This window comes from Streptomyces sp. NPDC086147 (assembly GCF_040702165.1).
Taxonomy (GTDB): domain Bacteria; phylum Actinomycetota; class Actinomycetes; order Streptomycetales; family Streptomycetaceae; genus Streptomyces.
In genome coordinates this window covers 1-21,345 of record NZ_JBFBJO010000011.1, presented here as the reverse complement: position 1 = coordinate 21,345, position 21,345 = coordinate 1, and the positions used below count along the sequence as shown (strand labels likewise).

The 21,345-nt window shown below is 70.5% G+C and carries 20 protein-coding genes; 4 read left to right on the top strand and 16 right to left on the bottom strand.

Translation table 11 applies throughout. From position 1 onward, the window contains the following. Positions 1 to 142: 142 nt before the first annotated feature. From AB0398_RS23070 to AB0398_RS23055, 4 genes are all read right to left on the bottom strand, one after another. Entirely contained in the window at positions 143 to 523 is a 381-nt protein-coding gene (locus tag AB0398_RS23070; RefSeq protein WP_366377506.1) for an FKBP-type peptidyl-prolyl cis-trans isomerase, read from the bottom strand. Between the two features lie 68 nt (positions 524 to 591). Then, complete coding sequence (locus AB0398_RS23065) at positions 592 to 1,575, bottom strand: FKBP-type peptidyl-prolyl cis-trans isomerase (protein ID WP_366377505.1); 984 nt, start codon at positions 1,573 to 1,575, stop codon at positions 592 to 594. 195 nt (positions 1,576 to 1,770) lie between these two features. After that, the gene (gene pafA / locus AB0398_RS23060) at positions 1,771 to 3,132 is read right to left on the bottom strand and encodes a Pup--protein ligase (protein WP_366377504.1); all 1,362 of its coding nucleotides are present in this window, start codon (positions 3,130 to 3,132) and stop codon (positions 1,771 to 1,773) included. Between the two features lie 69 nt (positions 3,133 to 3,201). Beyond that, entirely contained in the window at positions 3,202 to 4,443 is a 1,242-nt protein-coding gene (locus tag AB0398_RS23055) for an MFS transporter (RefSeq protein ID WP_366377503.1), read from the bottom strand. Between the two features lie 124 nt (positions 4,444 to 4,567). On the opposite strand from AB0398_RS23055, the gene AB0398_RS23050 reads away from it, so the two are divergent. Further along, positions 4,568 to 5,587, top strand: coding sequence for a LacI family DNA-binding transcriptional regulator (locus AB0398_RS23050; protein WP_366377642.1), 1,020 nt, complete (start codon positions 4,568 to 4,570; stop codon positions 5,585 to 5,587). Positions 5,588 to 5,671: 84 nt separating this feature from the next. Here AB0398_RS23050 and prcA read toward each other — a convergent pair whose 3' ends face one another. The 5 genes from prcA to arc all read right to left on the bottom strand — a co-directional run bounded on the left by prcA (position 5,672) and on the right by arc (position 11,312). Then, positions 5,672 to 6,424, bottom strand: a complete 753-nt coding sequence (gene prcA, locus AB0398_RS23045; RefSeq protein ID WP_125659034.1) for a proteasome subunit alpha — start codon at positions 6,422 to 6,424, stop codon at positions 5,672 to 5,674. 53 nt (positions 6,425 to 6,477) lie between these two features. Next, on the bottom strand, positions 6,478 to 7,317 hold the full coding sequence (gene prcB / locus AB0398_RS23040; protein WP_366377502.1) for a proteasome subunit beta: 840 nt from the start codon (positions 7,315 to 7,317) through the stop codon (positions 6,478 to 6,480). Between the two features lie 160 nt (positions 7,318 to 7,477). Next, positions 7,478 to 7,690 carry a ubiquitin-like protein Pup gene (locus AB0398_RS23035; protein ID WP_030213091.1) on the bottom strand — a complete coding sequence of 71 codons (213 nt, stop codon included), beginning with the start codon at positions 7,688 to 7,690 and terminating at the stop codon, positions 7,478 to 7,480. Positions 7,691 to 7,850: 160 nt separating this feature from the next. Further along, positions 7,851 to 9,362, bottom strand: a complete 1,512-nt coding sequence (dop, locus tag AB0398_RS23030) for a depupylase/deamidase Dop (RefSeq protein WP_366377501.1) — start codon at positions 9,360 to 9,362, stop codon at positions 7,851 to 7,853. A 183-nt stretch (positions 9,363 to 9,545) separates the two neighbouring features. After that, positions 9,546 to 11,312 carry a proteasome ATPase gene (gene arc, locus AB0398_RS23025; RefSeq protein WP_053640269.1) on the bottom strand — a complete coding sequence of 589 codons (1,767 nt, stop codon included), beginning with the start codon at positions 11,310 to 11,312 and terminating at the stop codon, positions 9,546 to 9,548. Positions 11,313 to 11,552: 240 nt separating this feature from the next. On the opposite strand from arc, the gene AB0398_RS23020 reads away from it, so the two are divergent. After that, positions 11,553 to 11,864: a ferredoxin gene (locus AB0398_RS23020; protein ID WP_053640233.1), complete on the top strand. Its 312-nt coding sequence runs from the start codon at positions 11,553 to 11,555 to the stop codon at positions 11,862 to 11,864. A 4-nt stretch (positions 11,865 to 11,868) separates the two neighbouring features. Here AB0398_RS23020 and AB0398_RS23015 read toward each other — a convergent pair whose 3' ends face one another. The 3 genes from AB0398_RS23015 to AB0398_RS23005 all read right to left on the bottom strand — a co-directional run bounded on the left by AB0398_RS23015 (position 11,869) and on the right by AB0398_RS23005 (position 14,775). After that, positions 11,869 to 12,441 (bottom strand): hypothetical protein, encoded by a 573-nt coding sequence (locus AB0398_RS23015; protein WP_366377500.1) that lies wholly within the window; start codon positions 12,439 to 12,441, stop codon positions 11,869 to 11,871. 264 nt (positions 12,442 to 12,705) lie between these two features. Then, complete coding sequence (locus AB0398_RS23010) at positions 12,706 to 13,593, bottom strand: tRNA (adenine-N1)-methyltransferase (RefSeq protein WP_015032448.1); 888 nt, start codon at positions 13,591 to 13,593, stop codon at positions 12,706 to 12,708. 48 nt (positions 13,594 to 13,641) lie between these two features. Beyond that, positions 13,642 to 14,775, bottom strand: a complete 1,134-nt coding sequence (locus AB0398_RS23005) for a site-2 protease family protein (protein WP_366377641.1) — start codon at positions 14,773 to 14,775, stop codon at positions 13,642 to 13,644. A 181-nt stretch (positions 14,776 to 14,956) separates the two neighbouring features. On the opposite strand from AB0398_RS23005, the gene AB0398_RS23000 reads away from it, so the two are divergent. After that, positions 14,957 to 15,859: a PD-(D/E)XK nuclease family protein gene (locus AB0398_RS23000; RefSeq protein ID WP_366377499.1), complete on the top strand. Its 903-nt coding sequence runs from the start codon at positions 14,957 to 14,959 to the stop codon at positions 15,857 to 15,859. A gap of 84 nt (positions 15,860 to 15,943) precedes the next feature. Further along, positions 15,944 to 16,618 (top strand): response regulator transcription factor, encoded by a 675-nt coding sequence (locus AB0398_RS22995; protein ID WP_366377498.1) that lies wholly within the window; start codon positions 15,944 to 15,946, stop codon positions 16,616 to 16,618. A gap of 77 nt (positions 16,619 to 16,695) precedes the next feature. On the opposite strand, the gene AB0398_RS22990 is transcribed toward AB0398_RS22995, so the two are convergent. From AB0398_RS22990 to AB0398_RS22975, 4 genes are all read right to left on the bottom strand, one after another. Further along, on the bottom strand, positions 16,696 to 18,279 hold the full coding sequence (locus AB0398_RS22990; RefSeq protein WP_366377497.1) for an ABC transporter substrate-binding protein: 1,584 nt from the start codon (positions 18,277 to 18,279) through the stop codon (positions 16,696 to 16,698). Positions 18,280 to 18,344: 65 nt separating this feature from the next. Then, positions 18,345 to 19,934, bottom strand: coding sequence for an ABC transporter substrate-binding protein (locus tag AB0398_RS22985; RefSeq protein ID WP_366377496.1), 1,590 nt, complete (start codon positions 19,932 to 19,934; stop codon positions 18,345 to 18,347). Positions 19,935 to 20,376: 442 nt separating this feature from the next. After that, complete coding sequence (locus tag AB0398_RS22980; RefSeq protein ID WP_366377495.1) at positions 20,377 to 21,075, bottom strand: HAD family phosphatase; 699 nt, start codon at positions 21,073 to 21,075, stop codon at positions 20,377 to 20,379. Between the two features lie 147 nt (positions 21,076 to 21,222). Further along, positions 21,223 to 21,345: vitamin B12 dependent-methionine synthase activation domain-containing protein (locus AB0398_RS22975; protein WP_366377640.1), on the bottom strand; the 123-nt coding region annotated here is incomplete at its 5' end.

The window sequence follows — 21,345 nt, the reverse complement described above, 5'->3', positions numbered from 1 at the left end:
CACCTCTTCCGCCTGTTCCGCTTCCCGGACGTCCGACCGTACCGTCCCGGGGTCCGGGGACAAAAGCCGAGGGCCCCCGCCGTGGACGGCGGGGGCCCTCAAGGCCTCACCGGTCGGGACCGTGCCCGTCCGGACGGGTGGGTCAGCGCTTGCCGACGGCCACGAGGTCGCAGACGAAGATCAGCGACTCGCCCGGGGCGATGGCGCTGCCGGCGCCGCGGTCGCCGTAGGCGAGGTGCGCGGGGATGACCAGCTGGCGGCGGCCGCCGACCTTCATGCCCTGGACGCCCTGGTCCCAGCCCGCGATGACCTGGCCGATGCCGAGCTGGAAGCCGAGCGGGGTGCCGCGGTTCCAGGAGGCGTCGAACTCCTCGCCGGTGGAGAAGGCCACGCCCACGTAGTGGACCTGCACGGCGTCGCCGGCCGCGGCGACCTCGCCGTCACCTTCCCAGATGTCCTTGATCTCCAGGTCCTTCGGCGGCTCGCCACCCGGGAAGTCGACCTCGGGCTTCTCGATGCTCACTGCTGTGTGCTCCTTCGTGTGGTGCGTCGATCCGGAACAGTCTCACAGATCGGTGATCGGGACGGGGATCAGGCGACGCCCAGGATGTCGACGGAGAAGACCAGCGTGTTCTTCGCCAGCTCGCTGCTCGGGTTGGCTCCGTAGCCCAGGGCCGGCGGGATCACCAGGAGCACGCGGTCGCCGACGTTCTTGCCGACCAGGCCCTTGTCCCAGCCCTGGACCACCGATCCGGTGCCGATCTGGAAGGCGGTGGCGCCGCCGTGGTCCCAGGAGGAGTCGAACTTCTTGCCGTCCTCCCACTTCACGCCGGTGTACTGGGCGATGAGTCCCTGGCCCGCCTCGACCTTGGCGCCCTTGCCCTTGATGAGCACCTGCTCCTTGAGCTCCGTAGGAGCCTTCTCGCCCTTGGGAATGGTGATCGTCGCGGCGGCCTGGGAGGGGGCCTTCACCTCCGGCATTCCGGCCGCGGGCGCCGCCTGGGCGCCCTTGACCTCGGCCTTGGGATCGACCGCAGCGGCGCCCGCGACGTCGACGACCCAGACCAGGGTGTCGGTGGCCTTCAGACCCGACTGCGGGTTCAGGTTCTCGCCGACCAGGTCGCCCGCGGTCCCCTGGACGAGGATGCGGGAGCCGGCCTTCTTGCCCTCGACCGCGTTGAGGACCTTCTCCGGAAGCTGCTGGCTCGGCTGACCGAGCCGCTCGACGGACTGCGGGTGCGCTCCCTTGGCGGCGGGCGTCTGCTGCTGGGCCCACGTGCCGCCGAGCGGCTTGTCCTCCTGCCACTTCTCGACGGCCCAGTCCAGCCTGACGAAGTCGCCCTTCTTGACCGTCGCCCCGCTGCCCTCCGTGACGGTCTCGACCACCGTCTTGTCGGCGGCCTTGGCGTCCTTGGGGACGACGACGTCGGGCTGGGCGCCGAACTCCCCCTTGACCTCGGCCACCGCGCCGTCCGAGGAGCCGCTCTTCTCCGAGTCCGAACCGCACGCGGCGGTGATCAGCAGGACGGGCACGGCGAGGAGCGCGGCGATACGTCGCTTCGTGTTGTAGTTCATCAGTCCAACTGGGAGTCGGGGCCATGGGAACGTCCACACTCTACGGTGCGGCCCATGTCCCGCAGGGGTTCCGCCGTACTCGGCCGGCAGAACCGGGGCCGCGCCCCCGGAAGGGGCGCGGCCTTCGGCGTACGGGGTGGGAGCCGGGGTACAGGTCAGCCCGCGTACGCCGCGTTCACCCGTGCGGTGGTCCCGTCACATTCCGGCGATCAGCTTCTCCACCCGGTCGTCGACGGAGCGGAACGGGTCCTTGCACAGGACCGTGCGCTGCGCCTGGTCGTTGAGCTTGAGGTGGACCCAGTCGACGGTGAAGTCCCGCCGCTGCTCCTGGGCGCGGCGGATGAAGTCGCCGCGGAGGCGGGCCCGGGTGGTCTGCGGGGGCACGGACTTGCCCTCGAAGATCTTCAGGTCGTTGCAGATCCGGGCCGCCTGACCGTTCTTCTGCAGCAGGTAGTACAGCCCGCGGCGACGGTGGATGTCGTGGTAGGCGAGGTCTATCTGCGCGACCCTCGGGTTCGACATGGTCATGTTGTGCTTGGCCCGGTACCGCTCGATGAGCTTGTACTTCATGACCCAGTCGATCTCGGTCTCGATGCGGTCCAGCCGCTCGGCCTCGATCGCGTCGAGCGTGCGGCCCCACAGCTCCAGGACCTGGGCGACGGTGCCGTTGCGGATGCCGCGGCGGTCGACGAAGTCCACGGCCTTCTCGTAGTACTCGCGCTGGACCTCCAGGGCGGAGGCCTCGCGGCCGCTGGCGAGGCGGACCTTGCGCTGGCCGGTGATGTCGTGGCTGACCTCGCGGATGGCCCGGATCGGGTTCTCCAGGGTCAGGTCGCGCATCACGGTGCCGGCCTCGATCATGCGGAGCACGAGGTCGGTGGCGCCGACCTTGAGCAGCATGGTCGTCTCGGACATGTTCGAGTCGCCGACGATGACGTGGAGCCTGCGGTAGCGCTCGGCGTCGGCGTGCGGCTCGTCCCTGGTGTTGATGATGGGCCGCGAGCGGGTGGTGGCGGAGCTGACGCCCTCCCAGATGTGCTCGGCGCGCTGGGAGACGCAGTAGACCGCGCCGCGCGGGGTCTGGAGGACCTTCCCCGCGCCGCAGATGAGCTGGCGGGTGACGAGGAACGGAATGAGGATGTCCGCGAGCCGGGAGAACTCCCCGTGGCGGGCGACGAGATAGTTCTCGTGGCAGCCGTAGGAGTTTCCGGCCGAGTCGGTGTTGTTCTTGAAGAGGTAGACGTCGCCCGCGATTCCCTCCTCGTGCAGGCGGCGTTCGGCGTCGACGAGCAGGCCTTCGAGAATGCGCTCGCCGGCCTTGTCGTGGGTGACCAGTTCGGTCACGTTGTCGCATTCCGGTGTTGCGTATTCCGGATGCGAACCCACGTCGAGGTACAGGCGGGCGCCGTTCCGCAGGAAGACGTTGCTGCTGCGGCCCCATGACACGACACGGCGGAAGAGGTAGCGCGCCACTTCGTCAGGAGACAGTCGGCGCTGTCCCCTGAACGTGCACGTGACGCCGTACTCGTTCTCCAGCCCGAAAATGCGGCGGTCCATGACTGAACATTACGCCTGAGGGCCTGTGCTGAAACCGGGTTGGACACTCACGTTCGGATCATTTTCCGATCAGGGCGTGTTCTTTTCGGCGTGCGCGGCGGCGGGGGCGTCGGGGGCCTTCGGGGCGGCCAGGACACGGGTGGTGGCGAGGAGGACGACGAAGGCGACGAGGCCGCCCGCTCCGGCGACGGCGAAGCCGGACGCCGTCCCGGCGAGTTCGACGGCGGGGCCGGCGGCGGCGGAACCGAGGGCCGAGCCGACGCCGAAGGTGGTGACGAGCCAGGAGAAGGCCTCGGTGACGGTGCCGCGCGGCGCGTGCCGGTCGACGACGAGGAAGGCGCAGGCGAGGGCGGGGGCCAGGAAGACGCCCGAGAGGACCGAGAGGCCCGTCATGGCCGCGGGGCCCGGCACGAGGACCAGCGGCAGGTAGCAGACCGCGAGGAGCAGCACGAGGACGCGCAGGCGCCGTTCGGGGGCTCCGGCCCACTGCCGGGCGCCGTAGGCGACGCCGCCGAGGAGCGCGCCGAGGCCGAGGGCGGCCATCAGCCAGCCGTAGACGGCGGGCGCGCCCCGGTCGTCCGCGTAGGCGACGGCGGCGACGGTGATGGAGCCGAGGGCGAGGCCGACGAAGAAGAAGGAGCCGAGGAGGGCGAGGAGGCCGGGCGAGCGGAGGGCGCCCAGCCAGTGGGCCTCGCGGGGTGCGGAGCGCCAGGTGCGGGAGGGCTCGGAGAGGACGACGGCGAGGGCGCCGAGGACGCCGAGGGCGTTGACGGCGACGAGCGCGGCGGCGGGCGACCACAGGGCGATCAGGAGGGTCAGGAGCAGGGGCCCGACGGTGAACATGACCTCCTGGGCGACCGCGTCGAGGGCGTACGCGCGGTGGACCCGGTCCTCGCGGCCGAGGACGCTCGGCCACAGGGCCCGCAGTCCGCCCTCCAGGGGCGGGGTGAAGAGGCCCGCGAGGACGACGGCCGCGTAGGCGAGGCCGAGGTGGCCGATGCCGGTGAGGGCGAGCAGGGCCGCGCCGAGGGCGGAGAGGACCGCGGCGGGCAGCTGCACCCGGGGCTGTCCCTTGAGGTCGACGGCCCGGCCGAGGAGGGGCTGGCCGAGGGCGGTGGCGACGCCGTACGCGGCGATGAGGCCGCCGGCGAGGGTGTAGCTGCCGCCCTGGTCGCGGACGAAGAGGGTGAGGGCGACGGGGCCGACGGCGTTGGGCAGGCGCCCCACGAGGGTCCCGGCGAGCAGTCGGGCCGCGTGCGGCGCCCGGAGTATGTCGAGATAGCCCCCGCGTGCCGGTGCCTCGGTGGCCATGTCGGTCTCCCCTCGCCCGGATCCCTCCGGGGTTTTACGTATAACGTCCGACGTCATACGTACCATGTCGGCTGTGCGCGGGTCCACCCCGCGCTCCCTGGGACCGTCCGACGCGGAGGCTTGTGTGCAGACCCCGGAGCCGCTCGGCGGCACCCGCCCGACCAGCCGGGACGTCGCCCGGGTCGCGGGCGTCTCGCAGGCCACCGTCTCCCTGGTGCTCGGCGACAAGTGGCGCGGCCGGGTCTCCGAGCGCACCGCGGGCGCCGTGCGGGAGGCCGCCCGGGACCTCGGCTACCGGCCCAACCTGGCCGCCCGCAACCTCCGGCTCGGCCGCACCAGGACGGCCCTGCTCGTCGTCCCGGCCCTCACCAACGAGTTCTTCGCCCACGTCTACACGGGCGCCGCCGCCGCGGCGGCCCGGCACGGCTTCGGCGTGGTCCTCTACCCCTCCCCCGACGGCCTGGGGCCGGCCCGGGACCCCTTCGCCTCGGCGCAGGCCGCCCTCGACGGCGTGATCGCCTCCTCCATGGCGACCGACGCCCTGGAGGCCTTCCGGGGCACGGACCTCCCGCTCGTCATGCTCGACAGCGACCCGGCCGGCACCGGCGCCGCCGCCCATGTGAACCTCGACGTCGCGGACGGGATGCGCCGGGTGACCGAGCACCTGCTCGGCCTCGGCCACCGCCGCTTCCTGCACCTGGCGTCCGGGGCGCCGTCCTGGACCTTCGACGTCCGGGCCGACGCGCTCGCCCGGGCCCTGCGCGGGACGGAGGTCAGCACCGTGCGGTCGCCGCTGAACGTCGCGGACGCGCGGGAGACCGCGCACCGGGCCCTCGCCTCCCCCGGGCCCCGCCCCACGGCGGTGGTCTGCGACGACGACATCCTCGCGGCCGGCGTCTACAAGGCCGCGCGCCGGCTCGGGCTGCGCGTCCCCGAGGACCTGTCGGTCACCGGCTTCGACGACATGTCCCTGGCCACGGTGGTCGAGCCCGAGCTCACCACCGTCCGGCTACCCGCCGAGGAGTTCGGCCGGCGGGGCATGGAGGCCCTCCTCGCCGTCCTGGCGGGCGAACCGCCCCGCCCGGAGACCCTTCCCGTCGCCCTGGTCCCCCGGGGCTCCTCGGGGCCCGCACCGGCCTCCTGAAGGCCCTCCGGGCTCCCCTGGAGGAAGACGCGCCGAGGGGCCCCGGCCGCTCGCGCGCGCCGGGGCTCCTAGGACCGGTCCGTCCTACTCCTCGGGAGCCTCGTCGGAGGGCTCGTCCGTCTTGGTCACCGCCGCGTTGTCCGCCTCCAGGAGGCGCGAGAGCTGGCGGCCGACGATCCGCTTGAACTTGCGCTGCTGCGGGCGCGTGCGGTCCAGGACCGCCACCTCCAGGCGCTCGGCGGGGATGTCCCGCTCGCTGCCGTTGGTGTCCCGCGAGAGCGCCTGCACGGCCAGCTTCAGGGCCTCGGCCAGGGACATGCCGTCCCGGTGCCGCTGGTCGAGGAAGGAGCTGATCTGCTCCGCGTTCCCGCCGACCGCGACCGAGCCGTGCTCGTCGACGATCGAGCCGTCGTGGGGCAGCCGGTAGATCTGGTCGCCCTCCGGCTCGGTGCCGACCTCGGCGACGACCAGCTCCACCTCGTACGGCTTCTCCCCCGCGCTGGAGAAGATGGTGCCGAGCGTCTGCGCGTAGACGTTGGCCAGGCCGCGCGCGGTGACGTCGTCCCGGTCGTAGGTGTAACCCCGCAGGTCGGCGTAGCGCACGCCGCCGATGCGCAGGTTCTCGTACTCGTTGTACTTGCCGGCGGCCGCGAAGCCGATCCGGTCGTAGATCTCGCTGAACTTGTGGAGGGCGCGGGACGGGTTCTCGCCGACGAAGACGATGCCGTCGGTGTACTGGAGGACGACGAGGCTGCGGCCCCGGGCGATGCCCTTGCGGGCGTACTCGGCCCGGTCGGCCATGGCCTGCTGGGGTGAGACGTAGAACGGAGTGGACACCGGCGGTCCGTCCCTTTCTTCTGGGCTTCTGGAGCGGCGAGTGGTCCGAGCGGTCAGAGCAGGGCGGCGCGCGGCCCGTCGGGCTGCTCGAGCCGTCGCTCGGTGATCGACCGGGCGAGCTCGGAGGACTCGGCCTCGGTGAGCCTGCGGAAGCCCTCTTCGGTGATGACGGTGACGATCGGGAAGATCCGGCGGGCCAGGTCCGGGCCGCCGGTCGCGGAGTCGTCGTCCGCCGCGTCGTACAGCGCCTGCACGACCAGGGTGGTGGCCTGCTGCTCGGTCAGGTCGTCGCGGTAGAGCTTCTTCATCGAGCCGCGCGCGAAGATCGAACCCGATCCGGTGGCGGCGAAGCCGTGCTCCTCGGAGCGACCGCCGGTCACGTCGTAGGAGAAGATCCGGCCCTTCTCCTTGCCCTCGTCCCATCCCGCGAAGAGCGGCACGACGGCGAGGCCCTGCATGGCCATGCCGAGGTTGCCGCGGATCATGGTGGACAGGCGGTTCGCCTTGCCCTCCAGGGAGAGCGTCGCGCCCTCCACCTTCTCGAAGTGCTCCAGCTCCAGCTGGAACAGCTTGACCATCTCCACCGCCAGGCCGGCGGTGCCGGCGATGCCGACCGCGGAGTACTCGTCGGCCGGGAACACCTTCTCGATGTCCCGCTGCGCGATCATGTTGCCCATGGTGGCGCGGCGGTCACCGGCGAGGACGACTCCGCCGGGGAACGTGGCGGCCACGATGGTCGTGCCGTGGGGGGCCTCGACGACGCCCTCCGGAAGCTTCCGGTGGCCGGGGAGCAGATCCGGCGAGTGCGCGGACAGGAAGTCCAGGAAAGAGGACGAGCCCGGCGTCAGGAAGGCCGCCGGCAGACGCCCGGTGCTACGAGGGTTGGCTTCCACGCGATTCCTTCCGGGTGGGAGAGTCGGCCCGCCGTGCGGAGCGCGGGCCGATCTTGCTTGCTGTGCACGGACCTTACCCGTGCCACGGCCTGTCACCCGTCCCCGGACCCGCGGCTTTCTCCGGGGCTCCGGGGACGGAGGACGACAGGTGCGCGAGCGGCTACTCGCCACCCTTTTGCACGAACGATCGAACGAAGTCCTCGGCGTTCTCCTCCAGGACGTCGTCGATCTCGTCCAGGACGGAGTCCACGTCCTCGCTCAGCTTCTCCTGGCGCTCCTGGAGGTCGGAGCTCGCCTCCGTGGTGGTCTCCTCGACCTCCTCCGTGGAGCGCGTCGCCTTCTGCTGTCCGCCGCCGGTGTCCTTGGTCGCCATATCCCTCACCCCGCTCGAATCGGCCCGCTCGGTTGAGTCCTTGCAAGATCAGACCCTATAGGTCGGGTCCGACTTCGGCCTCGTGGTTTCCACAACGCCCGGGCACTGGTTCCATGATTCCCAGCGCCGGGGCATTTCAGGCTTGTGCCGGGCTCCCGGTTCAGTCGCCGGAGAGCACGCGGACCAGCTCCTCCGCCGTCCGACAGCGGTCCAGGAGCGATTTCACGTGCGCCTTGGTGCCCCTGAGGGGCTCCAGGGTCGGGACGCGCTGGAGCGAGTCCCGGCCCGGCAGGTCGAAGATCACCGAGTCCCAGGAGGCCGCGGCCACGTCGTCGGCGTACTGCTCCAGACAGCGGCCCCGGAAGTAGGCCCGGGTGTCCTCCGGAGGCGCCGTCTCGGCCCGCTCCACCTCGGTCTCGTCCAGGAGCCGCTTCATGCGCCCGCGGGCCGCCAGACGGTTGTAGAGGCCCTTGTCGGGGCGCACGTCCGCGTACTGGAGGTCCACCAGGTGCAGCCGGGCGGCGTCCCAGTCCAGGCCGTCGCGGCGCCGGTAGCCCTCCATGAGCTCCCGCTTGGCGATCCAGTCGAGCTCGCCGGCCAGGCTCATGGGGTCGTTCTCCAGCCGGTTGAGGGTGTCCTCCCAGCGCGTCAGGACGTCCTTGGTCTGCTCGTCCGCGTCCGTGCCGTACCGCTCGTCGACGTACTTCCTGGCCAGTTCGAAGTACTCCATCTGGAGCTGCACCGCGGTGAGCGTCCGGCCGCTGCGGAGCGTGACCAGGTACTGGAGGGAGGGGTCGTGCGAGACGTGGTGGAGGGTGCGCACCGGCTGGTCGACGGCGAGGTCGACGGTGATGAAGCCGTCCTCGATCATCGACAGGACCAGCGCGGTGGTGCCCAGCTTGAGGTAGGTCGAGATCTCCGAGAGGTTCGCGTCGCCGATGATGACGTGCAGCCGGCGGTAGCGCTCGGCGTCGGCGTGCGGCTCGTCCCGGGTGTTGATGATGGGCCGTTTGAGGGTGGTCTCCAGGCCCACCTCGACCTCGAAGTAGTCGGCGCGCTGGCTGATCTGGAAGCCGTGCTCACGCCCGTCCTGGCCGATGCCGACCCGTCCCGCGCCGGTCACGACCTGGCGGGAGACGAAGAAGGGGGTGAGGTGGCGCACGATGTCCGAGAAGGGGGTCTCCCGCTTCATCAGGTAGTTCTCGTGCGTGCCGTAGGACGCGCCCTTGTTGTCGGTGTTGTTCTTGTACAGGTGGATCGGCTGGGCCCCGGGGAGCTGGGCGGCGCGCTCGGCGGCCTCCGCCATGATCCGCTCGCCGGCCTTGTCCCAGAGGACGGCGTCGTGGGGATTGGTGACCTCCGGGGAGCTGTACTCCGGGTGGGCGTGGTCCACGTAGAGACGGGCCCCGTTGGTGAGGATCACGTTGGCGAGGCCGATGTCCTCGTCGGTGAGCTGGCTGGAGTCGGCCACCTCGCGGGCGAGGTCGAAGCCGCGGGCGTCCCGCAGCGGGTTCTCCTCCTCGAAGTCCCAGCGGGCGCGGCGCGCCCGGTGCATCGCCGCCGCGTAGGCGTTGACGATCTGGGACGAGGTGAGCATGGCATTGGCGTTCGGGTGTCCCGGGACGGAGATCCCGTACTCCGTCTCGATGCCCATTACTCGCCGTACGGTCATGCGGCCCTCCTTGCCCGGCGGCGCTCACTGTGCGCGACTCGGCGGTACCGAAGAGCCTAGATCGGCTCCACGCTGCTGGGGAGACAAGATGCGGTATTTCCCCGTGGTGCCGGGGGGAAATGCCGGGTGGAATGCGTCGGCTGCGGATGCCCGGTTTCCGGACATCCGCAGCCGGTGGGCGTTCTACAGGTACTGACCGGTATTGGCCACCGTGTCGATGGAGCGTCCGGTGTCCGCGCCCTGCTTTCCGGTGACGAGCGTGCGGATGAACACGATCCGCTCGCCCTTCTTTCCGGAGATACGGGCCCAGTCGTCGGGGTTGGTGGTGTTGGGCAGGTCCTCGTTCTCCTTGAACTCGTCCACGCAGGCCTGGAGGAGGTGGGAGACCCGGATGCCCTTCTGGTTGTGGTCGAGGAAGGCCTTGATGGCCATCTTCTTGGCCCGGTCGACGATGTTCTGGATCATCGCGCCGGAGTTGAAGTCCTTGAAGTAGAGGACTTCCTTGTCGCCGTTGGCGTACGTGACTTCGAGGAAGCGGTTCTCCTCGGATTCCGCGTACATCTGCTCGACGACGGACTGGATCATTCCGTGGGCGGCGGCGGCCTTCGAGCCGGCGTGCTCGGAGACGTCGTCCTCGTGCAGCGGCAGGTTGCCCGTGAGGTACTTGGCGAAGATGTCCTTCGCCGCCTCCGCGTCCGGACGCTCGATCTTGATCTTGACGTCGAGCCGGCCGGGCCGCAGGATCGCGGGGTCGATCATGTCCTCGCGGTTGGAGGCGCCGATGACGATGACGTTCTCCAGGCCCTCCACGCCGTCGATCTCGGCGAGCAGCTGCGGGACGATGGTGTTCTCCACGTCCGAGCTGACACCGGATCCGCGGGTGCGGAAGAGGGATTCCATCTCGTCGAAGAAGACGATGACGGGGGTGCCCTCGCTCGCCTTCTCCCGCGCACGCTGGAAGACGAGGCGGATGTGCCGCTCGGTCTCGCCGACGTACTTGTTGAGGAGCTCGGGGCCCTTGATGTTGAGGAAGTAGGACTTCCCCGCGGGCTGACCGGTCACCTCGGCGACCTTCTTGGCCAGGGAGTTGGCCACGGCCTTCGCGATCAGCGTCTTGCCGCAGCCGGGCGGGCCGTAGAGCAGGATGCCCTTCGGCGGCCGCAGCTCGTGCTCCTTGAAGAGGTCCGGGTGGAGGTACGGGAGCTCGACCGCGTCGCGGATCAGCTCGATCTGGTTGCCCAGGCCGCCGATCTTCTCGTAGTCGACGTCCGGGACCTCTTCGAGGACGAGCTCTTCGACCTCGCTCTTGGGGACCACCTCGTAGACGTAGCCGGACCTGGGGTCGAGCAGCAGGGCGTCGCCGGAGCGGATGGTGACGTCCAGCAGGGGCTCGGCGAGCCTCACCACCCTCTCCTCGTCCGTGTGCCCGACCACCAGGGCGCGCTCGCCGTCCTCGAGGATCTCCTTGAGGGTGACGATGTCGCCGGCGCGCTCGAACTCCATGGCCTCGACCACGTTGAGCGCTTCGTTGAGCATGACCTCCTGGCCGCGCCTGAGCTCTTCGAGCTCGATGCTCGGGCTGACGTTCACCCGGAGCTTGCGGCCGCCTGTGAAGATGTCGCACGTGCCGTCCTCGTTGGCCTGCAGGAAGACACCGAAGCCGGCCGGCGGCTGTGCGAGCCGGTCGACCTCCTCCTTGAGGGCCACGATCTGGTCGCGGGCCTCACGGAGCGTGTTCGCCAGACGTTCGTTCTGCGCGGACACGCCGGCCAGGTTGGTCTGCAGCTCGACGATCCGCTCTTCGAGAATCCTCGTGTGGCGCGGAGAGTCGGCGAGCTTGCGGCGCAGGACGGCGATTTCCTGCTCGAGATAGGCAACCTGACCGGCGGGGTCTTCAGACCCTCGTCCCGGCCGGATGCCGCGGTTGATGTCGTCGTCGTGGGCTGCCACGGTCCTCACCTCCTCCAAGGGGAGCTGGACGCTTCCTGACCCTACCTGCGTGGGTGGTGATTGAAACCCCTAGATCAAAAAGACTCCGGGGTGTGTCCGATCTTCACCCTTGCGCTTCCCCTCTCGCCAGGTGAATACCCACCCTTCACCGTCTGAAAGCGGGCGGTTGTATCGTCGTCATTGGCCAACACCCGCCATGGGTGGCCCGACTTAACGCGCGAAGCAGAAACGGCAGGAGATATGACCGTGCAGGACGAGGCCCCGGCGACGGGCGCCGGTGAGGCCCTGGAGGTCTGGATCGACCAGGACCTGTGCACCGGGGACGGGATCTGCGCGCAGTACGCTCCCGAGGTCTTCGAGCTGGACATCGACGGGCTCGCTTATGTGAAGAGCGCCGACGACGAGCTCCTCCAGGACACGGGCGCCACCACCCCGGTGCCGCTGCCGCTGCTCCAGGACGTGGTGGACTCCGCGAAGGAGTGCCCGGGCGACTGCATCCACGTGCGCCGGGTCGCGGACAAGGTCGAGGTGTACGGCCCCGACGCGGAGTGACGGGTCAGGCGCTCCGCGCCGCCTCCTGGCCGGCGCGGACGAAGGCTCCGCCCCGCCAGCGCCAGCTGACCTGCTCCTTCTCGTCCGGGCAGCAGCGGGGCACGTCGAAGGACGAGTAGCCGAGGAGGGTGGCGAGCACCGCCCCGTCGCGTACGGCGAGCTCGGTGACGTTCTTGTGCTGCTCCGGTGCGACGAGCGTGGCGACCACGCGCGCGGGTGCGTCCGTCCCCTTGCCGCGGGTGAGGACGTAGACGCCGCTCGGCGGGGTGCCGGAGCCGGCTTCGCAGTGCACGACCGCAACGGTCTCGGGGTTCCCGTCGCCGTCGAGGTCCCCGGAGACGCGTCTGGCGACCGTGTGGGGGCCTCCCGCGCATTCCAGGGGGTAGGCGGCCGACACGGCCTCGGGGGCGGCCGCCGGGCGCGGGGCGGCGGCGGTGGCGGTGGTTCCGGCGGGAGCGGGCTGGAGGAGTCCCGCGAGGGCGACGACCGCGGCGGTCGCGGTGGCGGTGGCCAGCCAGTGCATCGGCCCGGCGTGGGTGTGCGCGAGGGTGAGGTCCGGGGCGGCGGGGAGCTGCACGCGAGACGTCTCCTGTGGGGTGGTGCGGCGGCGGGGGTTTCCGGCATCGTGCCACACGTCACAGGGGGACGGAACACGTGGGGGTGAGCGGCGGACGGCCGTCTCTCCGGCGCCCCGGGCCGTCTCCCCGGAGTGTCGAACCCCTCCCCCGGAAAACCCGAACGCCTTGCCGTAGAAGTCGAACGCCTCGAACGCGAGGACGCCGCCGCCGAGTTCCTCCCGCGGGCGGGAACTCGGCGGCGGCGTGCCGCGGATGTCGGGACGTCAGCCCTTGTTGGGGCCCTCGTAGTCCTCGCCGTAGGCGCCCTTGGCAGGGCGGCGGCGGCGCATCGGGGGCTCGACCCCGTCCGCGAGGCGGCGGGCGGTGACGAGGAAGCCGGTGTGGCCGATCATGCGGTGGTCCGGGCGGACGGCGAGGCCTTCGACGTGCCAGTTGCGGATCATGGACTCCCAGGGCTGCGGCTCGGCGTAGCAGCCGAACTCGCGGATGGACTCCACGGTGCGCGCGAGCTGGGTGGTCGTCGCCACGTAGCAGCAGAGGATGCCGCCGGGGACGAGGGCCTTGGAGACGGCCTCCAGGCACTCCCAGGGGGCGAGCATGTCCAGGATGACGCGGTCGACGTCGGTGTCGGACAGGTTGTCCTGGAGGTCGCCGACGGTGAGCTGCCACGCGGGGTGGGGGCCGCCGAAGTAGCGCTCGACGTTGCCCTTCGCGATCTCGGCGAAGTCCTCGCGGCGCTCGTAGGAGTGCAGCATGCCGCTGTCTCCGATGGCGCGCAGGAGGAAGCTGCTCAGCGATCCCGAGCCCACCCCGGCCTCCACGACGCGTGCGCCGGGGAAGATGTCGGCGAAGGCCAGGATCTGCCCCGCGTCCTTGGGGTAGACCACGGCGGCGCCGCGGGGCATGGACAGGACGTAGTCGGGGAGCAGGGGGCGCAGCGCGAGGTAGGCGACGTTTCCGGTGGTGCGGACAACGCTGCCCTCGGGGGCGCCGATCAGTTCGTCGTGCGGGAAAGAACCCTTGTGGGTGTGGAAGTTCTTTCCCTCTTCGAGCGTGAACGTGTAGTGACGGCCCTTGGGGTCGGTCAGCTGAACCTGGTCCCCGACCTTGAAGGGCCCGCGTCGGCGGGCGGCACCGGTCGGTTCGGACATACGAGCACCTTATCAAGGGCTTCCGGGCCGGAGAGCCGCGTACCGGGGTCAGGAACCGGGGCGGGCCATGGCCTTCACGAAGGCCCGTTCGACGTCCGCGGTGGAGAGGACGCCGTAGATCTCGCCGGTCTCCTCGACGACCAGGTACTCGGTGGCCGGGCTGGCGCGGAGGTGGTCGAGGAGGGGCTGTCCGGTGAGCTCGGCCGGGACCCGCATGCCGTCGGCGAGGTCCTGGGCGAGGGTGCTGACCGCGACCCAGGGGCGCCGGTGCTGGGGCACGGCGGCGATGGCGGCCTCGCGGACGATGCCGGTGGGCTCGCCGGTGGCGTCGACGACGACCAGGGCGCGGGCGCCCGACTCGTTGGCCCGGCGGAGGGCCTCGGAGAGCGGGGTGACGGGCTCCACGGGGATGGCGCGCCGGGTGAGGGCGCGGGCGCCGAGCCCGGGCAGGTGCTCGCGCAGCCGGGCCATGCGGAGGCTGTTGCCGGCGCCGGTCCAGATGATCGCGGCGAGGATCGCGGCGAGCAGGGCGTCGGTGACGGTGTCGAAGCCGCTGATGTCCTCGGTGGAGTTGCCGAGGAGTCCGGTGCGGGTCAGCAGGGGCAGGCCGACGAGGACGAGGACGGCGAGGGCGCGGCCGACCCAGGCGGCGGCGACGGTGCCGCTCATGGGCTTGCCGGTGATCTTCCAGATGACGGCGCGGAGCATCCGGCCGCCGTCGAGCGGGAGGCCGGGGAGCAGGTTGAAGACGGCGACGATCAGGTTGGAGATCATCAGGCCGGCGAGGAGGACGCCGGGGACGGTGCCGGGTTCGACGGCGTACAGGGAGAGGTAGAACAGGCCGGCGAGGACGAGGGAGAGGAGGGGGCCGACGAAGGCGAGGACGAACTCGCGGCCGGGGGTCTCGCTCTCCTTCTCGATCTCGGAGACGCCGCCGAAGAACTGGAGCTGGATGCGGCGCACGGGCAGCTTGAAGCGGAGCGCGGCGATCGTGTGGGCCAGCTCGTGGACGAGCACGGAGGCGTAGAAGGCCACCGCGAAGAAGAGCGAGACGAGGTAGCGGGCGGCGCCGAGCTCGGGCAGGACGCGTTCGATCTGGTCGCCGAAGACCCAGGTGATGAGGGCGGCGACCAGGAACCAGCTGGGGGCGACGTAGACGGGCACGCCGAAGGGGCGGCCCATGAGGATGCCTCCGCCGGGCTCCTCGGTCCGCTGCGGCTTGGGCTCGTCCTGGTTCACGGGTTCCTTTCGTCGCGCCGGTGTGACCCGCGTCGGTGCGTCACGGTTCGATCATGCAGTGCGACGGGGTCCCGGGTCGATGGTATTCGGCCGGTTGTCGGTCGCGGGTCGTAGGGTCGGGGTCATGAGTACGAGCGAGCGGGTGCCGGTGGAGCCGAGGCCGCCCATGTCGTTGTCGCCCTCGCGGGCGAGCGATTTCATGCAGTGTCCGCTGCTGTACCGGTTCCGGGTGATCGACCGGCTGCCGGAGAAGCCGAGTCCGGCGGCGACCCGGGGCACGCTGGTGCACGCCGTCCTGGAGCGGCTCTTCGACGATCCGGCGGCGGAGCGGACGGCGCCGCGGGCGAAGGCGATGGTGCCGGGGCAGTGGGAGCGGCTCCTGGCGTCGAAGCCTGAGCTGGGCGAGCTGTTCGCGGAGGATCCGGACGGGGAGCGCCTTGCGGGCTGGCTGGGCGAGGCGGAGCGGCTGGTCGAGCGGTGGTTCACGCTGGAGGATCCGACGCGCCTGGAGCCGGCCGAGCGCGAGCTGTTCGTGGAGACGGAGCTGGACTCGGGGCTGCGGCTGCGCGGGGTGATCGACCGGATCGACGTGGCGCCCTCGGGCGACGTGCGGATCGTCGACTACAAGACGGGCAAGGCGCCCCGGCCGGAGTACCGGGACGGCGCGCTGTTCCAGATGACCTTCTACGCGCTCGTGGTCCGGCGGCTGAAGGGCGTGGTCCCGAGGCGGCTCCAGTTGGTGTACCTGGGCAGCGGGGAGGTGCTGACGTACGACCCGGTGGAGGCGGACCTGCTGCGGGTGGAGCGGAAGCTGCTCGCGCTGTGGGAGGCGATCCGGCTGGCGACGGAGACGGGCGACTGGCGGCCGCGACCGACGAAGCTGTGCGGCTGGTGCGACCACCAGGCGGTCTGTCCGGAGTTCGGCGGCACTCCCCCGGTCTATCCGCTGGAGATCGTCTCGGTGCGGCCGCCGGAGTCGGGCGAATCCGGGCAGGGCAGAATGGACCCGGCCCCGTCTGCACCGTAGGGGTCCGCCCGTACCTGGGAGGTCGGCCCGCTCCGCGGGTCCGGCCCGTGAACATCGTGAGCCCAGCCCCGTGAAGGAGCCCCTGTGACGATCCGCGTCCTCCTGGTCGACGATCAGCCGCTGCTGCGCACCGGCTTCCGGATGATTCTGGAGGCGGAGCAGGACATCGCGGTGGTGGGTGAGGCCGGGGACGGCCTCCAGGCGCAGGAGCAGGTGCGCGCCCTCCAGCCGGACGTGGTGCTGATGGACATCCGGATGCCGCGGATGGACGGGGTGGAGGCGACCCGGCAGATCACGGGTCCGGGCCGGGACGGTCCGGCGAAGGTCCTCGTCCTGACCACCTTCGACCTGGACGAGTACGTGGTGGAGGCGCTGCGGGCCGGTGCGAGCGGCTTCCTCCTGAAGGACGCCCCGGCGAACGAGCTGGTGCAGGCGATCCGGGTGGTGGCCGCGGGCGAGGCGATGCTGGCGCCGTCGGTCACGCGCCGGCTGCTCGACAAGTACTCGGCGCACCTGCCGACGGGCGAGGAGCAGGTTCCGGACACGCTCGGCACCCTGACCGACCGCGAGGTGGAGGTGTTGAAGCTGGTGGCGCGCGGCCTGTCGAACGCGGAGATCGCGGCGGACCTGTTCGTCAGCGAGACGACGGTGAAGACCCACGTGGGGCACGTGCTGACGAAGCTGCGGCTGCGGGACCGGGTGCAGGCGGCGGTGTACGCGTACGAGAGCGGTCTGGTGCGGCCCGGCGGCAACCAGTAGCGGCCGGAGAGCGACAGAGGGGCCCGGCGCGGGTGCGCCGGGCCCCTCTCGTCGTGGGGGAGGAACACGTCGCCGCGTCAGCTCTTGCGGAGCTCCCAGAAGCGGAAGACGGTCGAGGCGTCGAGGGTCCATTCGAGACCGGTGACGCCGGTGCGGGCGACGGCGTACTGCTTGCCCTGCCAGAGCGGGAGCATGGGCAGCTCCTCGGCGACGATGTTCTGGATCTTCACGTACTCGTCGGCGGTGCCGGCGCGGTCGGCCGCGGCGGCCGTCTTCGGGAGGAGGTCGCCGGTGACGGTCTTGTTCTCGTAGTGGTTGCCGAGGACGTTGCCCTCGCCGAAGAAGGGGGCGGTGAAGTTGTCGGCGTCGGGGTAGTCGGGGACCCAGCCCTTGACGTAGACGCCGTACTTGCCGGCCGCGATGTCCTTCTCGTACTCCTCGAAGGCGACGGACTTGACGTCGGCGTCGAAGAGGCCGCTGGCGTTGAGCTGGCCGGCGATGGCCTTGAGCTCCTGGTCGGTGGCCGGGCCGTAGCGGCTGGGGGTGGACCAGAGGGTGAGCTTCACCTTGTCGGTGACGCCCGCCCCGCGCAGGGCCTTCTTCGCCTTGGCCACGTCGGGGGAGCCGTAGGTGTCGTAGAAGGCGGTGTTGTGGCCGTTGATGCCGGCCGGGACGATCGAGTAGAGCGGGGTGGCGGTCGACTTGTAGACGTCCTCGACGAGCGCCTCGCGGTCGACGAGGTGGGCGATGGCCTGCCGGACGCCGAGCTTTCCGACGACCGGGTCCTTCATGTTGAAGACGAGGTGCTGGACCTCGGCGCTGCTGCCCTGGACGACCTCGATGCCCCGGTCTCCGGTGGTGTCGGAGGTCTCCAGGGTGGCGATGTCGTCGGCGGAGAGGCCTCGGTAGGCCACGTCGATCTGGCCGTCGGCGAAGGCCTTGGCAAGGGCGGAGCGGTCGCCGCGGTAGAGCTTGAGAGTGACCGCGTCGCTCTTGGGCTTGGCGTTGCCGTGGTAGCCGGAGTTGGCGGAGAAGGTGGCCTCGGTGTCGCTGAGGGAGTCCAGCTTGTAGGGGCCGGAGCCGGTCGCCCTGCCGTCGGTGCGCAGCGCGTCGGCGGGGTACTCGCGGTGGTCGACGATGGAGCCGGCACCGGAGGCGATCTTGCTCGGGAAGGTGGCGTCGGGGACCTTGAGGCGGAAGACGACGGTCTTCTCGTCGGGGGTCTCGATGGCGGCGATGGTGGAGAGCAGGGGCGCCGGGCCGTTCGGATCGGCGATCTTGATGGCCCGCTCGAAAGAGTACTTGACGTCCTCCGAGGTGAGCTTGTTGCCGTTGGAGAAGGTCAGGCCGTCCCGCAGGGTGCAGGTGTAGACCTTGCTGCCGGCGGAGAAGGCGCACTCGTCGGCGGCCTCGGGCTCGGGTTCGAGGCCGCCCTTGGGGAAGGCGAGGAGCGACTGGAAGACGTTGTTGAAGAGCAGCCAGGAGCCGGGGTCGTAGCCGGCCGCCGGGTCGGTGGCGAGGATCTCGTCGGACATGCCGACGCGTATGCCGTCACCGGAGCCGCCGGAGCCGCCGCCCTGTTCGGTGCCGCAGCCGCTGAGGAGGGCGGCGGACAGGCCGGCGGCGAGCGGTGCCGTCAGCCACTTGTTGTGTGCCTTCACAGTCGTGCCTCTTGATCTCTTGCCATGACCGGCCGCGCGGGCGCGCGGCCGGGACAACGAAGGGGTCAGGCGGTGCCGCGACCCAGTTCCCAGAGCAGCAGGTCGGAGGAGGTGTTGAGCGCGTACTCGACTCCGCTGAGGTCGTTGCGGGCGGCAACATACTGCTTGCCCTGCCACAGGGGCAGGACGGGGACGTCCTCGGCAACGATCTTCTGGATCTGCGCGTAGACGGGGGACGCGGCGTTGCGGTCGGCCTGGCGGCGCGAGCTCGGGATGAGCTGGTCGCGGACGACCTTGTTCACGTACGGGGTGTTGAGGAAGTTGTCGCTGTCCAGGAAGGGCGCGATGTAGTTGTCCGGGTCCGGGTAGTCGGGGAACCAGCCGAGGCCGTAGACGGCGTAGTCGCCGCGCTTCTGGGCGGTGCGGAAGGTGGACCACTCGGCGCCCTTGAGGGTGACGTCGAAGAGCTCGCTGGCGGTGAGCTGCTTGCCGAGCGCCTCGAACTCCTGGGCGGTCTCGGCACCGTAGTGGTCGGTGGTGTAGTTCAGGGTCACCTTGACCGGGGTCTTGATGCCCGCCTTCTTGAGGATCTGGGCGGCCCGATCGGCGTCGGGCTCGCCGTACGCGTCGAAGAAGGGGGTGGCGTGGCCGGTGATGCTGGAGGGGATCAGCGAGTAGAGTGGCTGGGCGGTGGGGCCGTAGACGAGGTTGACCAGGGCGCCCCGGTCGACGACGGCGGCCATCGCCTGGCGCACGGCCTTCTGCTCGACGGAGGGGGCCTTGGTGTTGAAGCCGAGGTAGCGGATCTCCAGACCGGGGACCTCGACCATCTTGATGCCCTCCTTGGGCGTCTCGGCGAGGTCCTTGATCTGCTTCTGCGACAGGGAGCGGGCCATCATGTCGATGTCCTTGCTCTCCAGGGCCCTGCCCATCTCGGTCGAGTCGGCGAAGGGGCGCAGTTCGACCCGGTCGTTGCGCAGGGTGATGTCGCCCTTGTACTTCGGGTTCTTGGTGAAGACGAAGCGGCCGGCCTTCTCGCCCTCGCGCTCGACCTTCATGGTGTACGGGCCCGAGCCGTCGACGTCGAAGCCGTCGCGGAGCCCGTCGGCGGCGTACTTGTCCTTGCTGAGGATGCCGGCGACCGGGGTGGAGAGCTTGTACGGGAAGGTGGCGTCGGGGGTCTTGAGGTGGAAGACGATCCCGTCGGCGCCCTGGGTCTCGACGGTGTCGATGTTCGAGAGGAGGGCGGCCGTTCCGTTGTCCGACTTGATCTTCAGGACGCGCTCGATGGAGTACTTGACGTCCTCGGCGGTGATCGGGGTGCCGTCGGCGAAGGTGAGGCCGGAGCGGAGCGTGCAGCGGTAGCTCTCGCTGGCCTTGTCGGAGAAGCCGCAGCTCTCGGCCGCCTCGGGGACGGGCTCGCCGCCCTCGCGGGGCACGTGCAGCAGGGTCTGGACGGTCTGCCGCAGGACGTTCCAGGCGCCGGTGTCGTAGGCGTAGGCCGGGTCGAGCGGGGCGGGGGCGTCCTCGGTGGCGATGAACTGGTCCGTGGTGCCGACCACGATGGCCCGGTCGCCCTCGGATCCTCCGCACGCGGCGAGAAGGGGAGCGAGCAGGCCGGCCACGGCCGGGAGCACCAGGGTCTTGCGGTTCATCAGGGACGATCTCCTCATCCGGCACTGGGTTGCAGCGTTCAGTGACACTCCGCCGCCTGCCGCCCGGTCGGGGCGGGAGCGATCGGGCCGGGTGTTGCGATCGGTCCTGTGTTCACGGCGACTTGGGTGTGCGCCGGTGCACGCGGTTATGCGGCGAAGTACTCGCGAAAGATTAGTGGGCCGTACCCCTATTGCCCGACCACCGCAGGGGGTGGGGGTAATCGCACAGTGATCATGAATGCGTGCGGCTCGATAGTCATGCGCCGGACGATGCGGACGGTCACGAGCGAATCGGGGCACATGGGGACGCCGAAAGCGCGCATTCCGGACGAGGGACGAAGACAGGCCACCTGCCGTTCGGCACTCTGGGTGACCAAGGTCACGCGGAGGCCTTTTCGGCAAATGGCCTGATCGTTTTCCTGCGGGAAAGCTCAGTGAAAGCTCAGATTCCCGTGATCAATGTGCGGAGAAAGGGCACGTCGACCTCTTCGAGCGAGCGCACGACGACCCGGCCCGGGGAAGGGGCGATCGGGGCCACGGAGGGCACGGCGACGACCCGGCAGCCCGCCGCCTCCGCCGCCGCGACACCGGTCGCCGTGTCCTCGATGACGGCGCAGAGCGTGGGATCGGCCCCGACCCCCTGGGCGGCCGTCAGGTACGGCTCGGGATGCGGCTTGGTCCGTACGACCTCGTCGCCCGCGACGGTGAGGGAGAAGCGGTCGTGGCCGAGCGAGGCGAGGACCCGGTCGATGATCCGGCGGTGCGAGGCGGAGACCAGGGCCGTGGGGATGGAGTGCCGGGCCAGCTCGGAGAGGAGCCGCTCGGCGCCGGGCATGAGCGGGACGCCCCGCTCGATGCGCCGCTCGAACTTCTCGTTGAGGAGGACGGTCAGCTCCGGGAGGGTGATGTCGGCGCCGGTGGACTCGATGAGGTAGCCGGCGCTGCGGGTCATCGGCCCGCCGACCACCACGTCCCGCCAGGCCTCGTCGAGCCGGTGTCCGAGGTCGGCGAAGACCTCGACCTCCGCGTCCCACCAGAAGCCCTCCGTGTCGACGAGGGTCCCGTCCATGTCGAGGAAGACCGCCTGCAGGGCGGAGCTGCCGTTCGTACGGAACAGGGACGCGGGAACCGTACTGGTCATCCGGCACACCTCCATGAAGGGACGAGAAGGCCGGTCTTCCTCGCCGTACGGGAGGATGACCGGCCTGCTGGACGGACAAGTGTACGTCCCGATCACCGGAAACGCGCCCCTTTACGCGCCGGTCGACGACGCTGGGTCAGCTCACGGTCACCGCGCGTTGAAGTACTTCGCCTCCGGGTGGTGGAGGACGATGGCGTCGGTGGACTGTTCGGGGTGGAGCTGGAATTCCTCGGAGAGGTGGACGCCGATGCGTTCGGGCTCGAGGAGGTC